Here is a 15,575-nt window from a genome sequence, read left to right on the forward strand (position 1 = left end):
TTGCAGGGGCCCTTAGTTGGGCCGCGTCAGCAGCCCGCCCGCCCCCCGTTCGATGCGTCCATCCAGTTCCAGTTCCAGCAGAACCGGGGCCACATCGGACGGTGCGGCGGCCAGATCGCGGATCAACTGGTCCTCGGCCACCGGGGCAGGGCCGAGACGGTTCAGGATCTGGATGTGCAGTGCTGCGGTGTCGCGCAATGAGCGGCGGTCGCGCACAGGCACAGGGGGCGGGGTCAGCGGCAGATGCATCGGCAGGCTGGGCGCGCGCGGTGCCATTGGTGCAAGTGCTTCGATCACATCTGCGGCATTGCGGATCAATGTGGCACCATCGCGGATCAGCAAGTTGCATCCCGATGCGCGGGCATCCAGCGGGCTGCCGGGCACCGCGAGCACCTCGCGGCCCTGGTCCAGCGCATCGCGCGCGGTGATCAGGCTGCCCGATTTCGACGCCGCCTCGACGATGATGGTCGCGCGGCTCAGCCCCGAGACGATCCGGTTGCGGGTGGGGAAATGCCGCGCCATCGGTTGCAGACCCATCGGCTGTTCCGACAGCCGCAGACCGTGTTCGGGGATCGCCAGGGCCAGTTCGGTGTTTTCCGCCGGATACATCATGTCGACGCCGCCTGCCTGCACGGCGACCGTCCCGGTCTCGAGTGCCGCCAGATGTGCCGCCGCATCAATCCCCCGCGCAAGGCCCGAGACGATCACGAACCCTTCGGCCCCCAGATCGCGGGCCAGCGATTTGGCCATGCGGGTGCCCAGGCTGGACGCATTGCGCGCGCCCACGATCGAAATCATCGGGCGTGTCAGCACCGACAGATCGCCGATCGCCCACAGGAACGGCGGCGCATCCGACAGATCGCGCAGGGTGGCGGGGTAGAGTGGTGAAGTTTGCGATACAAGGGTTGCCCCGGCCGTCCGGCCGGCTTTCAGCTCGGCCTCGATGACGGCAACGGGGCAAGGGGCGTAGTTTTCTACACCAGCAGCGCGCGCCAGTTCCGGCAACGCATCCAGCGCGTTTTGCGCCGTGCCGTGTTCGATCAGCAGCCTGTGAAAGGTTGCTATGCCGACCCGGCGGGATCGCAACAGGCGAAGGCGCAGAAACCAATCGTCTTCCGGGGTGGGTGGGAGTGGGGGGTGAGTGGAAGAAGGATATGATCCTCGCTCAGTCATCCGTGTCTCCGCCTGTTGCTACAAGCTTTATGCGGGTTCTAGGTTAACAAGCGGTGAAAGAATCAGCCTCGTTTCGACAAAAACAATCGAACGAATTGGCGGCATCAACACAGCCTTTTGCCACAGCCTATTTTCCGCTGCCCCCCACGGTCAGCCCGCCGATCATCAGCGTGGGTTGGCCCACGCCCACCGGCACCCATTGCCCCGCCTTGCCGCAGTTGCCCATGCCGGGGTCCAGCGCCGGGTCGTTGCCGATGGCGCGGATCTGTTGCAGCGCCGTGGCACCGTCCCCGATCAGCGTGGCCCCCTTGACCGGCGCGCCCACAACCCCGTTCTGCACCCGGTAGGCTTCGGTGCACGAGAACACGAACTTGCCGTTGGTGATGTCCACCTGACCGCCGCCGAAGCCCACGGCATATATACCGTCCTTCAGATCGGCCACGATGTCGCCCGGTGTCAGGTTCCCGCCCAGCATATAGGTGTTGGTCATGCGCGGCATCGGCGTATGCGCATAACTCTCGCGCCGCCCGTTGCCGGTGGGTTCCACGCCCATCAGCCGCGCGTTCTGACGGTCCTGCATGAAGCCTACCAGAATGCCGTCTTCGATCAGCACGTTGCGCGCGCTGGGGGTGCCTTCGTCATCGACGCTGATCGACCCGCGCCGGTCGGGGATCGTGCCGTCGTCCAGCACGGTCACGCCGGGGGCTGCGATCCGCTGGCCCATCAGCCCCGCAAAGGCGGATGATCCCTTGCGGTTGAAATCGCCCTCCAGCCCGTGACCGATGGCCTCGTGCAGCAGGATGCCGGGCCAGCCTGGGCCAAGCACCACGTCCATCACGCCCGCAGGGGCGGGGACCGCATCCAGGTTGACGATGGCGATCCGCAGAGCCTCGCGCGCCTTGGCCTGCCAGTCAGCGGGGTCCAGCAGCCCGTCGAGGCCGATGCGCCCGCCGCCGCCTGCGGTGCCCGATTCGCGTCGGCCATTCTGTTCCACGATCACCGACACGTTCACCCGCGTCATCGGGCGCACGTCGCGCACCGAGCCGCCCTCGGGGCGCAAGATCTCGACTTCTTGCAACGAGGCGGCGATGGTCGCCGAGACCTGCACCACGCGTTTGTCCAGCGCGCGGGCAAAGGCGTCGATCTCGCGCAATGTGTCCAGTTTCACCGGGAACGCCGCACCCGCAATCGGGTCTTCATCGGTGTAAAGCCGCGTGTTCGTGGCCTGCGGCGCATCGGCCCAGGTGCCGCCGCCGTCGCCCACGGCCAGCCGCGCGGTGTCGGCGGCGCGTCGCAACGCCGCAACCGACAGTTCGGTGGAATGGGCGTAGCCTGCCACTTCGCCGCGCACCGCCCGCAGGCCGAAGCCTTCGGAGGCGTCGTAGCTGGCGGTTTTCAGGCGGCCATCGTCGAACACCAGCGCTTCGGACCGGCGGCGTTCTAGGAAAAGTTCGCCGTCGTCTGCCCCGTCGGTTGCGGCGCGCAGCACCTTGAGCGCTTCGTCGCGGTCCAGCAGGCTGTCGAAAGGGGCGAATGGGGCATCGGTCATGGGGTGCTGATCCTGCTGTTTTGGGCTTAGCGTGTCTCTTTGACGCGGTAAGAATGGCTTTATCTTGTGGTTAGAATATGATTGTAAGCGCGGGTAATACAACGGGAGGCGAAAGCGTATGTTGCTTTGTCCGTTCCCCGCGCCCAACAGCGATCACAAGATCAGGACGATACATGACCAAGCTTTTCTCGATCAAAGGCCTTGTTTCCGGCCTTTTTGCCGCCACCGCCGCATTGCCAGCCCTGGCGCAGGACAACCTTGAAATCGTCGGCGCGCCGACACCCGGTGCCATGGGCTTTCAGCCTGCCGCGACCGAACTGGCCCATGATCTGCAGTGGCTTGACGGCATGCTGCTGGTCATCATCACGATCATCTCGCTGTTCGTGGTCGTACTTCTGGCCTGGGCCGGCTGGCGCTATAATGCGCGCCGCCACCCCGAGCCTGCCAGCTTTACCCACAATTCGCCCATCGAGATCGCATGGACCGTGATTCCCATCGTGGTTCTGGTTCTGATCGGTGCATTCTCGCTGCCGATCCTGTTCAAGCAGCAGGTGATCCCCGACGCCGACGTGACGATCAAGGTGACCGGCTACCAATGGTACTGGGACTACTCCTATGTGGACGAAGGGTTCGAATTCTCCAGCTACATGATCGGTGCCCCGGCGACCGGCGGTCAGAACATGCTGACACCCGAAGTGATCGAGCAGCTGAACGAAGCAGGCTATTCCGAAGATGAATTCCTGCTTGCCACCGACAATGCCGTCGTCGTGCCCGTGGGCAAGAACATCGTGATGCAGGTGACAGGTGCGGATGTGATCCACTCGTGGACGATCCCCGCGTTCGGCGTGAAACAAGACGGTATTCCCGGACGTCTGGCCGAACTGTGGTTCAACGCCGACCGTGAAGGCATCTACTTTGGCCAATGTTCGGAACTGTGCGGCATAAACCACGCCTACATGCCGATCACCGTCAAGGTCGTCTCGGAAGAGGCCTATGCCGCCTGGCTGGAAGAGGCCCGCGAAGAGTTCGCAAGCCTGCCGCAGAGCTTTCAGGTCGCAGCCAAGTAAACTTGAACCAACGGGGCGGGGGCATGCCTCTCCGCCTCTTTCTGTTTTTACATGATGCGTGAGCCACCGATGACTGACATCAGCAGCCAGCAACAGCCCTTCGAGGCCGAAGCGTCCTTTGGCGATTATTTCGCCTTGATGAAGCCGCGCGTAATGCAGCTTGTCGTGTTCACCGCGCTGGTGGGCATGTTGGCGGCACCCGTCGGCGTGAATCCGGTGATCGGCTTTGCCTCGATCCTGTTCATCGCCATCGGTGCAGGTGCGTCCGGTGCGCTGAACATGTGGTGGGATGCGGACATCGACCAAGTGATGACCCGCACCGCCAAGCGCCCGATCCCTGCGGGCAAGGTCGCGCCGGGCGAGGCCCTGAGCATTGGCGTGGCGCTTTCGGGCCTGTCGGTCATGATGCTGGCACTGTCGGCGAACTTTCTGGCGGCCGGGCTCTTGGCCTTCACCATCTTCTTCTACGCCGTCGTCTATTCGATGTGGCTGAAGCGTGCGACGCCGCAGAACATCGTGATCGGTGGCGCGGCAGGGGCGTTCCCTCCGGTGATCGGCTGGGTCGTCGCCACGGGGTCGATGTCGGTCGAGGCATGGTTGATGTTCGCGCTGATCTTCATGTGGACGCCGCCGCACTTCTGGGCGCTGGCGCTGTTCATGAAGTCGGATTACGACGATGCGGGCGTGCCGATGCTGACCGTGACGCACGGGCGCAAATCCACCCGCAAACATATCCTGGCCTACACCGTCCTGCTGGTGGTGCTGGCCGTGGGCACCGCGTTCACCGCCATCGGCGGCGTGATCTACCTGACCACCGCCGTGATCCTGAACGCGCTGTTCCTGAAAGGGGCCTATGCGATCTGGCGCCGCAACGAGGCCCAGGCCGAAGCCGACAGCTATGCGGTTGAAAAGTCGTTCTTCAAGCTGTCGCTGTTGTATTTGTTCCTGCACTTCGGTGCGATCATGGCCGAGGCGCTGCTGCGCAACTCGGGTCTGGGAGGCTGGTAATGACTTTGAAAGCTGAACATGAAATGCATGGCCGTCGCCGCAGCCGCAATGTAGGCGTCGGCGTTCTGCTGGTCGCCTTCGTGGTGCTGGTGCTGGCGCTGACCTTTGCCAAGGTCACAAGCGGTGATTTCGAAGTGCCGCGGGCGGAGACGTTGAGATGAAGCGGTTGCAGGGTCCGGGGCGGACGGTTGCCCAACTGGTCGGCGTGGTCGTGGTCATGGGCGCGCTGTCGTGGGCGTCGGTGCCGTTCTATGACTGGTTCTGCCGTGTGACGGGGTTCGGCGGGACGCCGGGCCGTGCCGCAGAAGGTGTGGATCAGATCCTCGACCGTGAAATCACGGTGCGCTTCGATGCGTCGGTCGACAGCACGATGGCCTGGCAGTTCAAGCCGGTCGAGAACAAGATGAAGCTGCGCATCGGTGAAACCGCGCTGGCCTTCTACGAGGCCTACAACCCCACCGACCGGCCCATCGCGGGCTCTGCCAGCTACAACGTGGCCCCCTATGCGGCAGGCGGCTTTTTCAACAAGATCCAGTGTTTCTGCTTTGAAGAGCAGGTTCTGCAACCCGGAGAGCGCGTGCAGATGCCCGTGACTTTCTTTGTGGACCCGGAAATTGTCGATGACCGCGATGCAAAATACGTGCATACGATCACGCTGAGCTATACATTCTACGAAATTGATCTGCCCGAGGGCTATGCCGCCCTGGATGCGCAGAGCAACGACACCAACCTGAACTGAGGGACTGAACATGGCCCATGCCAAGAACCATGACTACCACATCCTGCCGCCGTCGATCGAGCCGCTTCTGGCCTCGGTCGCGGCCTTTGCCATGCTCTTTGGCGCCGTGCTCTGGATGCACGACGGCTCGCCGTTTCTGTTTCTGATCGGCCTTGCAGGCATCCTCTATGTGATGTTCGCGTGGTGGTCCAAGGTGGTCGACGAAAGCCACGTGGGCGATCATACGCCCGTGGTCCAGATCGGTCTGCGCTATGGCTTCATCCTGTTCATCATGTCCGAAGTCATGTTCTTTTCGGCCTGGTTCTGGTCGTTCTTCAAACACGCGATCTATCCGATGGAAAACTACGTGGGATCCTCCTACGAGGCGCCGTTCATCGTGCCGGTCGATGCGCTGCACCTGCCGTTGATCAACACGCTGGTGCTGCTGCTGTCGGGCTGTGCGGTCACATGGGCGCACCACGCGCTGGTGCACGAAAACAACCGCAAGGACCTGATCAACGGTCTGGCGCTGTCGATCGTGCTGGGCGTTCTGTTCACCGGGCTGCAGGCCTATGAATACTTCCACCTGCTGCACGAAGGCTGGGAATTCGGCGGCGACGAATTCTATTCCAACTTCTTCATGGCGACAGGCTTTCACGGTTTCCACGTGGTCATCGGCACCATCTTTCTGCTGGTCTGTCTGATCCGCGCGATGAAGGGGCACTTTACCCCCGAACGCCACGTCGGGTTCGAAGCGGCGGCATGGTACTGGCACTTTGTCGACGTGGTCTGGCTGTTCCTCTTCTTCGCCGTCTACATGTGGGGCGTGCCGTCCTAAGCCTTGGCTGGTTGCACATTCCAGGCAAATACCTAATACCCCGAAAGGCGCGTGGTCACCCTCGCGCCTTTTGTCATTCTAACGGCGCGGTGGACGACGGGCATGGGACGTATTCTGTTTCTGATCGGTATCGGTTTGGGGGGGGCTGCTATCCTGATCTCGCTCGGGGTCTGGCAGGTGCAGCGTCTGACCTGGAAACAAGGCATACTGGCCGACATCACTGCCCGTATCTCGGCAGCGCCGGTGGCATTGCCTGACGAGGCCGATCCGGTGGACGACAAATACCTGCCCGTGACGGTGACCGGCACCTTCGACCAAGGCGTGATCTACGTGCTGGTCAGCCAGAAGCAGATCGGCGCAGGCTACCGCGTGATTGCACCGCTTGTCACCGACGCGGGCCGCCGCGTGTTGATAGACCGGGGCTTTGTGCGGGACGAGGACCGGGGTGCAGTGACCCAGCCCGACGGTTCCGTGACCGTCACCGGCAACCTGCATTGGCCGCAGGAAATCGACGGCTTCACCCCCGAACCCGATCTGGACCGCAACATCTGGTTCGCCCGCGATCTGCCCGCGATGGCGCAGGTCCTGAACACCGAACCCCTGTTCGTGGTGGCGCGCGAAACATCGCTGCCGGACGCCACCGTCATCCCATTGCCTGTGGACACCGACGGTATTCCCAACAATCACTTGCAATACGCTATCACATGGTTCTCGCTTGCCCTGATCTGGGTCGGCATGACCGTTGTTTTTGCCCTGCGCGGCACCCGCCGCAGACCTGAAAGGCCCGACTTGTGAAATATATCTCTACCCGTGGCAAAGCCCCTGAGCTCACATTCGAAGACACCATGCTGACGGGTCTGGCCCGCGACGGCGGGCTCTACGTGCCGTCGGAAATTCCGACGCTGTCGCATGACCAGATCGCCGCGATGGAAGGGCAAAGCTATGAGGAAATCGCCTTTCGCGTGATGCGCCCCTTTGTCGGCGACAGTTTCAGCGACGAAGAATTTCGCGGGTGTATCGACCGCGCCTATGCGGGCTTTGGCCACGCCGCCCGCGCGCCTCTGGTGCAGTTGGATCAGGGCCATTTTCTGCTGGAACTGTTCCACGGGCCGACGCTGGCGTTCAAGGATTTCGCCATGCAGCTGATCGGCCAGCTGTTTCAGACCGCCCTGACCCGCAGCGGCAAACGGGTGACCATCGTGGGCGCCACCAGTGGCGACACAGGCTCGGCTGCGATCGAGGCATTTCGCGGGATCGAAAACGTCGATGTGTTCATCCTCTACCCGCATGGCCGCATTTCAGAAGTGCAGCGTCGCCAGATGACCACGCCCACCGAAAGCAATGTGCACGCTCTGGCGGTCGACGGCGATTTTGACGACTGTCAGGCCCGGCTCAAGGACATGTTCAACGACTTTGAATTCCGTGACGCGGTGAAGCTGGCTGGCGTCAACAGCATCAACTGGGGGCGCGTGCTGGCGCAGGTGGTTTACTACTTCTCCTCTGCCGTCGCGCTCGGCGCGCCGCACCGCAAGGTCAGCTTTACCGTGCCCACCGGCAACTTTGGCGATATCTTTGCGGGCTATATCGCCAAGCGCATGGGCTTGCCCATCGACCGGCTGGTGGTGGCGACCAACCAGAACGACATCCTTGACCGCTGCCTCAAGGGGCAGGGCTATCGCAAGGGCGAGACCGTGCCGTCAATCAGCCCGTCGATGGACATTCAGGTCTCGTCCAACTTCGAGCGTGCGCTGTTCGACGCCTATGGGCGCGACGGCAAGGCCGTGGCGCAACTGATGGATGAATTGAAAGAGGGTGGCTTTGACGTAAGCCAGGGCGCGATGCAGGCGCTGCAGGAGCACTACGACAGTGGCCGCGCGTCCGAGGCCGAGACCGAGGCGACCATTGCCGCCACGCTGAAGACCACCACCGAACTCTTGTGCCCGCACTCCGCCGTGGGTGTGAAGGTCGCGGAAGACACCCGCGTGCCCGGCACGCCGATGATCACGCTGGCCACCGCCCATCCGGCGAAATTTCCCGACGCGGTTGAGAAAGCCAGCGGCATTCATCCGCCTCTTCCCCCGCGCATGGAAGACCTCTATGAACGCGCGGAACGGGTGACGCGGGTTGCCAACGACCTTGCCGCGCTCAAGGACCATATCAAGGGACACATCGCACAGTGAGCTTGCAACAGCACCGCCTTGCCAACGGCTTTCGCATCGTGACCGAACACATGCCGGGGCTGGCCTCGGCGTCTATCGGGATCTGGGTCAATGCCGGTGGCCGACACGAAGCGCCCAAGCAGAACGGTATCGCGCATTTCCTCGAGCATATGGCGTTCAAGGGCACGGCCAAGCGCAGCGCCCTGCAGATCGCCGAGGCGATAGAAGACGTGGGCGGCTATATCAACGCCTACACCAGCCGCGAAGTCACGGCCTATTACGCGCGGGTGCTCGAGGCGGACGTGCCGCTGGCGATGGACGTGATCGGGGACATCCTGCTGAACCCGACCTTCGACAAGAACGAGATCGAGATAGAGCGCGGCGTGATCCTGCAAGAGATCGGTCAGGCGCTGGACACCCCCGATGACGTGATATTCGACTGGTTGCAGGCGCAGGCCTATCCCGAACAGCCCATCGGACGCACCATTCTGGGCCCGACCGAGCGGATCGAGGCGTTTTCGCGTAAGGACCTGGCGAAGTTCGTGGCCCAGCATTACGGGCCAGAAGAGATGATCCTGTCGGCGGCGGGTGCGGTCGACCATGATGCCATCGTAAAGCTGGCCGAGGAAATGTTCGGCGGCATGGTTCCGACCCCTGCGTTCAAACTGGCGCCTGCGGCATTTCGGGGCGGCGAAGTGCGTCAGGTCAAGGATCTGGAGCAGGCGCATTTCGCGCTGGCCTTCGAGAGCCCCGGCTATCGCGATGACGACATCTATGTGGCACAGATTTACGCGAGCGCTCTGGGTGGCGGCATGTCTTCGCGGCTGTTCCAGGAGGTCCGCGAGAACCGTGGCCTGTGCTATTCGATCTTCGCCTCGGCAGGTGCCTATGAGGACACCGGCATGATGACCGTCTACGCCGGCACCAGCGGCGATCAGGTGGCCGAGTTGTCGCAGATCACCATCGACGAGATGAAGCGCGCGGCCTCTGACATGAACCCCGCAGAAGTGGCCCGCGCCCGTGCGCAGATGAAGGCAGGGCTGCTGATGGGGCTGGAAAGCCCGTCGAACCGCGCCGAGCGTCTGGCGCGGCTGGTGCAGATCTGGGACCGTGTGCCGCCATTGGAAGAGACCATCGCACGCATTGATGCCGTCACCACCGGCGACGTGCGCGAGTTTGCCGAAAACATCGCGGCCTCGGCCCCGGCGGCACTGGCGCTCTATGGTCCGGTCGAGACAGCCCCCACGCTGGACGCCTTGCAGGAGCGTCGGGTCGCCTGATGCTTCTGACCAAACGGAAACTGCGGATCGAGACCGAGCGTTTGACGCTGCGGCCCCCGACCCATGCAGATTTCCGGCCATGGGCTGCACTTCGCGCCCATTCGAGGGAGTACCTTAGCCCCTGGGAGCCGGGCTGGGCCGACGACCATCTGTCGCGCAAGGCCTTCACCAACCGGGTCTATTGGGCGCAACGTTCCATCGCCAACGGATCGGCGCTTCCGCTGTTTTTGATCCGCCGCACGGACGAGGTGCTGTTGGGGGCGATCACGCTGGACAATATCCGGCGCGGCCCTGCGCAGGCGGGTACGCTGGGTTATTGGACGGGGCAGATGTTTGCGCGCAAGGGCTACATGCGCGAGGCCATCGAAGCGGTGGTGCACCATGCCTTTACCCGCCAGGACCTCAGCCGGATCGAAGCCGCCTGCCTGCCCGAGAACGTCGCCTCGCGCGGGCTGCTGGAAAAGTCGGGTTTCAAGTACGAAGGTGTCGCGCAATCCTATCTGCAGATCGACGGACGCTGGCGAACGCACGTTCTTTACGCATCCCTGCGCCATGACCGACGCGGACGCACCGACGCAGGATGACTTTGGCGGCAGGTGCGCTATCCTTTCGGGTCAGGGGGAACGCATCATGTTGATCAGACTTTTGACGGCCTTGACAGTTTTTGCAGGCGCAACGCAGGTCGCTGCCCAGCAACCGCCGCGCACGCCGAGCCACTGCATCGCACTGGCAGGCGACATCGACGGCGCCAGTTTTGTCCACCACGCCAGTTATGACGCCGAAGTGCCGCGCGAGACGGTGCTGATCCATTATATCAACCACGCCAGCTTTCTGATCCGAAGCCATGCCGGGCTGAACATGGTGACCGATTTCACGGGCTTTATCGGTAACGTGCCGATGATCCCCGACGTGGTCACGATGAACCACGCGCATGACACCCACTGGACCGCCTTTCCCGACCCGGCCATCGACCACGTGCTGAATGGTTGGGGCCCGTTCGGCGAAGGGATTGAGCATCATGTGGATCTGGGCGAAGTGCTGGTGCGCAACGTCTCGACCGACATTCGCAGCCAGTACGGCGGCAGCGAGCCTCGGGGCAATTCGATCTTTGTGTTTGAAATCGCAGGCCTGTGCATCGGCCATCTGGGGCACCTGCACCACGAGCCGAACGCCGAGCAATATGCGGCCATCGGGCGGCTGGATGTGGTGATGGCCCCGATCGACGGGGGCATGACGCTGGACCTGCCGACGATGACGCGCATCCTGAAACGTCTGAAGTCTTCCGTGGTGCTGCCGATGCACTGGTTTTCCGACTATGCGCTGGATGCGTTCCTGACCGGGATGACGGACAGTTTCGCCGTGGTCGAGGTGGGCGGTCCGTCCCTTCAGATGTCGCGCGACAGGTTGCCGTCGCGGCCCACGATCATGGTGCTGCGCCCCGAATGGCTGCGGCGATAGGGCCACATTCAGCGGTTGCCTTTGGCGCGGCGCGGCGGGATGTTGCGGCCATGACATTGGCATCATTGACCCCCGAGATCGAACCGCTGCTGACTGCGGCGCTGCCTGACGACCGGTTCCGGCGCTCCGAGGATCGCTATCTTGAAGAACCGCGCGGACGTTATCGCGGCCAGAGCGGGCTGGTGGCCCTGCCACGGAGCGTTGAAGAGGTGGCGGTGCTGGTGCGGATATGCGCTGAACATCGCATCGGCATCATTCCCTATGGCGGCGGCACCGGTCTGGTCGGTGGACAGATTGCTGAGGCAGGCCCCGTGCCGCTGATCCTGTCACTGGAGCGGATGAACGCGGTGCGCGCTGTCTATCCAGATGAAAACGTGGCGATTGTCGAGGCGGGCGTGATCCTGGCCGACGTCCAGAAGGCTGCCGACGATGCCGGACGGCTGTTTCCGCTGTCGTTGGCCGCCGAGGGCACCGCGCGGATCGGCGGCAACCTCAGCACAAACGCGGGCGGCACCGGCGTGCTGCGTTATGGCAATACGCGCGATCTGTGCCTCGGGCTCGAGGCGGTTCTGCCCGACGGCAGCGTCCTCAACGGACTGAGCCGGTTGCGCAAGGACAACACCGGATACGACCTGCGGCATCTGCTGATCGGTGCCGAGGGCACGCTGGGCATCATCACCGCAGCAGCACTGAAACTGTCGCCACGCCCCGCCCGCAGCGGCACCGCGATGCTGGTGGTCGAAAGTCCGGCGGCGGCGCTGAAACTGCTGACTCTGGGCCGTGACGTCCTGGGCGAGGGGATCAGCGCCTTCGAGCTGATGCACCGACAGGGCATGGAGTTCCTGGCCGAAACCCTGCCCGATATTCGCAGGCCCTGGGACGTGGCGCCGGAATGGTGCGTGCTGGTCGAGGTCGGTCTGCCTGCGGCGCAGGACCCGGTCGAAGCGCTGGAGCAATTGTTCGTGGCGGGGGCGGAGGCGGATCTGGTCAGCGACGGCATCATCGCGCAATCCCAGACGCAGTCCGACGACTTCTGGGCCGTGCGCGAGCACATCCCCGAGGCCAACCGGCGCATAGGGTCGGTCAGCAGCCACGACATTTCCGTGCCGCTGGGCGCGCTGGCCGAGTTCATCACCATGGCCGACGCGCGCATCCATGCCATCGGTGATTTTCGCATCAACTGCTTCGGGCACGTCGGCGACGGCAACCTGCATTACAACGTGTTTCCGGTCGCGGGCGAGAGCCGCGCGGATCATCAGGACAAGCGTGCGCAGATCAAGCGCACGGTGCACGATCTGGTGCAAGAACTGGGCGGTTCGGTCAGCGCCGAACACGGGATCGGGCGGCTGAAGGTGGACGATCTGGAGCGCTATGGCGATCCCGCCAAGCTGGCGGCGATGCGCGCGATCAAGACGGCGCTGGACCCTGTGGGGATCATGAACCCCGGCGCTGTTCTGCGGGGCTGACCGACGAGAGGGGCGCTGCCCCTCGGCGCTGGCGCGCCTCACCCCGGAGTTTTTTGGCAAGATGAAGGGGAGGGCTAGTCGCCCGCGTAGGCGCACAAGGCCTGGACGTCGATGCCCATCCCCTCAAGCCGGGCGCGGCCACCCAGGTCGGGCAGGTCGATGATGAAGCTGCACGAGATGATCTTGCCGCCCAGACGTTCGATCAGCTTGATGCCAGCCTCGGCCGTGCCGCCCGTGGCCAGCAGGTCATCGACGATCAGCACGGTCTCGCCCGGCTGGATGGCATCATCGTGGATCTCGACCACGGCCTTGCCGTACTCCAGCGTGTAATCCTGTTCGATCGTCGCACCGGGCAGCTTGCCCTTCTTGCGGATCGGCACGAAGCCCTTGGACAGCTGGTGCGCGATGGCACCGCCCAGGATGAAGCCGCGCGCCTCGAGCCCCACGACCTTGTCGATATGCAGACCCGCGTAGGGGTGCAGCATCTGGTCGATAGCCATGCGAAAGCCGCGCGGATCGGCAAAGAGCGTGGTGACATCGCGAAACATGATGCCCTCGTGCGGGAAGTCGGGGATGGTGCGGATATAGTCTTGGACGGTTTTCATGGTGTTTTCCGGTGTTTGGGGAGGCGGGCGCTCAGCCCCAGAGTGGCGGCCTGTGGATCATAAGCCAGAAGATTGCCACCAGTGCAAGGAAGGCAGGGCAGCCCAACGCGATGCAGATGCGATAGGCGCGGCGCGCTTGCAACGGCACGGATGTGGTGCTGTCCGTCAGGCTGCGGATACGGAACTGCAGGCCGATTGCGGGCACCCACGCGATGAAGGCCAGGGCGTAAAGCGCATAGGTCAGCGTGAGCCAGGCTTCGGTCGGCGGATAGCCCTGCAGGTGGATCAGCCACAGGCCGGTCGCGGGCTGGATCAGCCAGGCAGGCGCGGTGCAGAGCAAGGCCGCCATCAGGGCGCCCGAGACGGTGCGGTGGATCACCTGCGGATTGTCGCTGCGCATGGCCCAGACCATGTGGAACGCGGTGCCGATGCTTGTGCCGAACAGGACTGTGGATGACAGTATGTGCAGCCACTTGGCTGTGAGGTAAGCATCCATCAGCGGTTTCTTTCCACGTTTGCCGCTGTCAGCCGAGCATCCGCCCGGCGACGGCGTCAAGCTTGGCCACAACGTCGGGGTCGCGCGCCTCGGGTGAGGTCATGATCGCGTATTCCAATGCGCGGTCACAGAAGTGTGGGCAGGGCGCGCGTTCGGCCCCCAGAAGGGCTGGCAGGCGGGCGACCAGATTGCGGCCCTTGTCGGCATTGCCGGTCAGCGTGGCGATGATCTGCGTCACGTCGACCTCGCCGTGATCGGGATGCCAGCTGTCATAATCGGTGATCATCGCGACGGAAGCATAGCACAGCTCGGCCTCGCGGGCGAGTTTGGCCTCGGGCATGTTGGTCATGCCGATCACGTCCGCGCACCAGCTTTCGCGGTACATCCGGCTTTCCGCGAGGGTCGAGAACTGCGGGCCTTCCATCGCGAGATAGGTGCCGCCGCGATGCACATTGATGCCCGCGTCGCGCGCGGCGGTTTCGCAGGCGTCCGACAGGCGCGGGCAGGTCGGGTGCGCGACGCTGACATGGGCCACACAGCCGGGGCCGAAGAAGGTCTTGTCGCGGTTCACCGTCCGGTCGATGAACTGATCGATGATGACGAAATCGCCGGGCGCCATTTCCTCGCGGAACGACCCGCAGGCCGAGACGCTGATCACGTCGGTGCAGCCGATCCGCTTGAGCGCGTCGATGTTGGCGCGGTAGGGCACCGACGTCGGCGTGTGCACATGGCCGCGCCCGTGGCGGGGCAGGAACGCCATTTCGACGCCATCGAGTGTGCCGGTCAGGATCTGGTCGGACGGCTTGCCCCAGGGGGTTGCGACCTGCACCCATTTGGCGTCTTCCAGACCGTCGATTTCGTAGATGCCGGAGCCGCCGATCACGGCGATGCGGGTGGGGGTCATGGGAGGCGCCCTTTCGTGGGGTGAGTGTATCGCGGCAAGCCTAACGTCTGGGGCGCGGCCCGCAAGGCGGTTGTTGGGGGGATAGCGGCGAGGGCTGTCTGCCCCCCGGCGCTGGCGCGCCGTCCCCCGAGGATATTTATGGCCAAAAGAAGCGCAGGGTTCGGGGGGCAGGCGTGGCGTTGTCAGTCGTCGGGGCGTGTCAGTTCGAACAGGTCCTTGATCACGGTATAGTCGCGGTAGCCAAGGCGCGACAGCGGCTGATAGGTGGTGATGTCGAACCGGCCATCGACGATGGTGTCGTCGCGCATGTGCACGCCTGTGACCCTTCCGAACACAACGTAGTTGGAGGCGCCTTCGATCTGCACGATCTGGGTGACCTTGCATTCCAGGGCCGCAGGCGCGCCGCCGACGCGGGGGCAGTCGATGGTCTCGCAGCGCTCGGCGGTGACCCCTGCCTCGGCGAATTCATCCGTGCCCTTGGGATAGGTGGCCGAGGACGCGTTCATCGCGTCGCGCGCCGCCGCTTCGACGATGTTGACGCAGAACACGCCGGTTTCGCGGATGTTTGCGACGCTGTCCTTGGTGTTGTCCTGATCGTCCTTTGTGCCGGTCGATGCGAACATGACCTGCGGCGGCACGTAGGCCACGCCGTTGAAGAACGAGTAGGGCGCGAGGTTGGGCACGCCGCTCGCATCCTGCGTCGAGATCCAGCCGATGGGGCGGGGCGTGACGATGGCGTTGAAGGGATTGTGCGGCAGAGGGTGTCCGTCGGCGGGGCGATAAAACATGAGGCAGGCCTTTCGGTTCGGTTTGGCAAAGGGTTAGCCGCATGATAGGGCAAAGGCCAGCCGGAA

Annotated in this window: 17 protein-coding genes; 11 read left to right on the forward strand and 6 right to left on the reverse strand. The window is 63.7% G+C overall.

Annotation, left to right across the window (positions count from 1 at the left end):
* Positions 1 to 12 precede the first annotated feature (12 nt).
* Together dprA and tldD are read right to left on the reverse strand one after the other, a co-directional pair.
* Positions 13 to 1,173: a DNA-processing protein DprA gene (dprA, locus tag NTA49_RS13640; protein ID WP_261368318.1), complete on the reverse strand. Its 1,161-nt coding sequence runs from the start codon at positions 1,171 to 1,173 to the stop codon at positions 13 to 15.
* Positions 1,174 to 1,300: 127 nt separating this feature from the next.
* Positions 1,301 to 2,722, reverse strand: a complete 1,422-nt coding sequence (gene tldD, locus NTA49_RS13645) for a metalloprotease TldD (RefSeq protein WP_258295350.1) — start codon at positions 2,720 to 2,722, stop codon at positions 1,301 to 1,303.
* A 173-nt stretch (positions 2,723 to 2,895) separates the two neighbouring features.
* Between tldD and coxB the strand changes: the two genes are divergently transcribed.
* The 11 genes from coxB (at position 2,896) to NTA49_RS13700 (ending at position 12,716) form a co-directional block, all read left to right on the forward strand.
* Positions 2,896 to 3,789, forward strand: a complete 894-nt coding sequence (coxB, locus tag NTA49_RS13650; RefSeq protein ID WP_258295351.1) for a cytochrome c oxidase subunit II — start codon at positions 2,896 to 2,898, stop codon at positions 3,787 to 3,789.
* A 69-nt stretch (positions 3,790 to 3,858) separates the two neighbouring features.
* Positions 3,859 to 4,797 carry a heme o synthase gene (locus NTA49_RS13655; protein WP_258295352.1) on the forward strand — a complete coding sequence of 313 codons (939 nt, stop codon included), beginning with the start codon at positions 3,859 to 3,861 and terminating at the stop codon, positions 4,795 to 4,797.
* The gene (locus NTA49_RS13660; protein WP_258295353.1) at positions 4,797 to 4,958 is read left to right on the forward strand and encodes a hypothetical protein; all 162 of its coding nucleotides are present in this window, start codon (positions 4,797 to 4,799) and stop codon (positions 4,956 to 4,958) included. Before NTA49_RS13655 ends, NTA49_RS13660 begins: the two co-directional genes overlap by 1 nt.
* Entirely contained in the window at positions 4,955 to 5,536 is a 582-nt protein-coding gene (locus NTA49_RS13665) for a cytochrome c oxidase assembly protein (RefSeq protein ID WP_258295354.1), read from the forward strand. The genes NTA49_RS13660 and NTA49_RS13665 overlap by 4 nt, the downstream gene beginning before the upstream one ends.
* A 10-nt stretch (positions 5,537 to 5,546) precedes the next feature.
* Positions 5,547 to 6,353: a cytochrome c oxidase subunit 3 gene (locus NTA49_RS13670; RefSeq protein WP_258295355.1), complete on the forward strand. Its 807-nt coding sequence runs from the start codon at positions 5,547 to 5,549 to the stop codon at positions 6,351 to 6,353.
* 102 nt (positions 6,354 to 6,455) lie between these two features.
* On the forward strand, positions 6,456 to 7,148 hold the full coding sequence (locus NTA49_RS13675; RefSeq protein ID WP_258295356.1) for an SURF1 family protein: 693 nt from the start codon (positions 6,456 to 6,458) through the stop codon (positions 7,146 to 7,148).
* Positions 7,145 to 8,533, forward strand: coding sequence for a threonine synthase (gene thrC, locus NTA49_RS13680; protein WP_258295357.1), 1,389 nt, complete (start codon positions 7,145 to 7,147; stop codon positions 8,531 to 8,533). Before NTA49_RS13675 ends, thrC begins: the two co-directional genes overlap by 4 nt.
* Positions 8,530 to 9,792: a M16 family metallopeptidase gene (locus NTA49_RS13685; RefSeq protein WP_258295358.1), complete on the forward strand. Its 1,263-nt coding sequence runs from the start codon at positions 8,530 to 8,532 to the stop codon at positions 9,790 to 9,792. The genes thrC and NTA49_RS13685 overlap by 4 nt, the downstream gene beginning before the upstream one ends.
* Entirely contained in the window at positions 9,792 to 10,376 is a 585-nt protein-coding gene (locus tag NTA49_RS13690; RefSeq protein WP_258295359.1) for a GNAT family N-acetyltransferase, read from the forward strand. The genes NTA49_RS13685 and NTA49_RS13690 overlap by 1 nt, the downstream gene beginning before the upstream one ends.
* 46 nt (positions 10,377 to 10,422) lie before the next feature.
* Complete coding sequence (locus NTA49_RS13695) at positions 10,423 to 11,250, forward strand: MBL fold metallo-hydrolase (RefSeq protein WP_261368319.1); 828 nt, start codon at positions 10,423 to 10,425, stop codon at positions 11,248 to 11,250.
* A gap of 50 nt (positions 11,251 to 11,300) precedes the next feature.
* Positions 11,301 to 12,716 (forward strand): FAD-binding oxidoreductase, encoded by a 1,416-nt coding sequence (locus NTA49_RS13700; RefSeq protein ID WP_258295361.1) that lies wholly within the window; start codon positions 11,301 to 11,303, stop codon positions 12,714 to 12,716.
* Positions 12,717 to 12,790: 74 nt separating this feature from the next.
* Here NTA49_RS13700 and NTA49_RS13705 read toward each other — a convergent pair whose 3' ends face one another.
* From NTA49_RS13705 to NTA49_RS13720, 4 genes are all read right to left on the reverse strand, one after another.
* Positions 12,791 to 13,321, reverse strand: a complete 531-nt coding sequence (locus NTA49_RS13705; protein WP_258295362.1) for an adenine phosphoribosyltransferase — start codon at positions 13,319 to 13,321, stop codon at positions 12,791 to 12,793.
* Positions 13,322 to 13,352: 31 nt separating this feature from the next.
* On the reverse strand, positions 13,353 to 13,817 hold the full coding sequence (locus NTA49_RS13710; protein WP_258295363.1) for a DUF2269 family protein: 465 nt from the start codon (positions 13,815 to 13,817) through the stop codon (positions 13,353 to 13,355).
* A 28-nt stretch (positions 13,818 to 13,845) separates the two neighbouring features.
* Positions 13,846 to 14,721 (reverse strand): S-methyl-5'-thioadenosine phosphorylase, encoded by an 876-nt coding sequence (locus tag NTA49_RS13715; protein ID WP_258295364.1) that lies wholly within the window; start codon positions 14,719 to 14,721, stop codon positions 13,846 to 13,848.
* Between the two features lie 182 nt (positions 14,722 to 14,903).
* Positions 14,904 to 15,509, reverse strand: a complete 606-nt coding sequence (locus NTA49_RS13720; protein WP_258295365.1) for a flavin reductase family protein — start codon at positions 15,507 to 15,509, stop codon at positions 14,904 to 14,906.
* Positions 15,510 to 15,575: the final 66 nt, after the last annotated feature.

The sequence above is a fragment of the Pseudosulfitobacter koreensis genome, from assembly GCF_024733015.1.
In the GTDB taxonomy this organism is placed as follows: domain Bacteria; phylum Pseudomonadota; class Alphaproteobacteria; order Rhodobacterales; family Rhodobacteraceae; genus Pseudosulfitobacter; species Pseudosulfitobacter koreensis.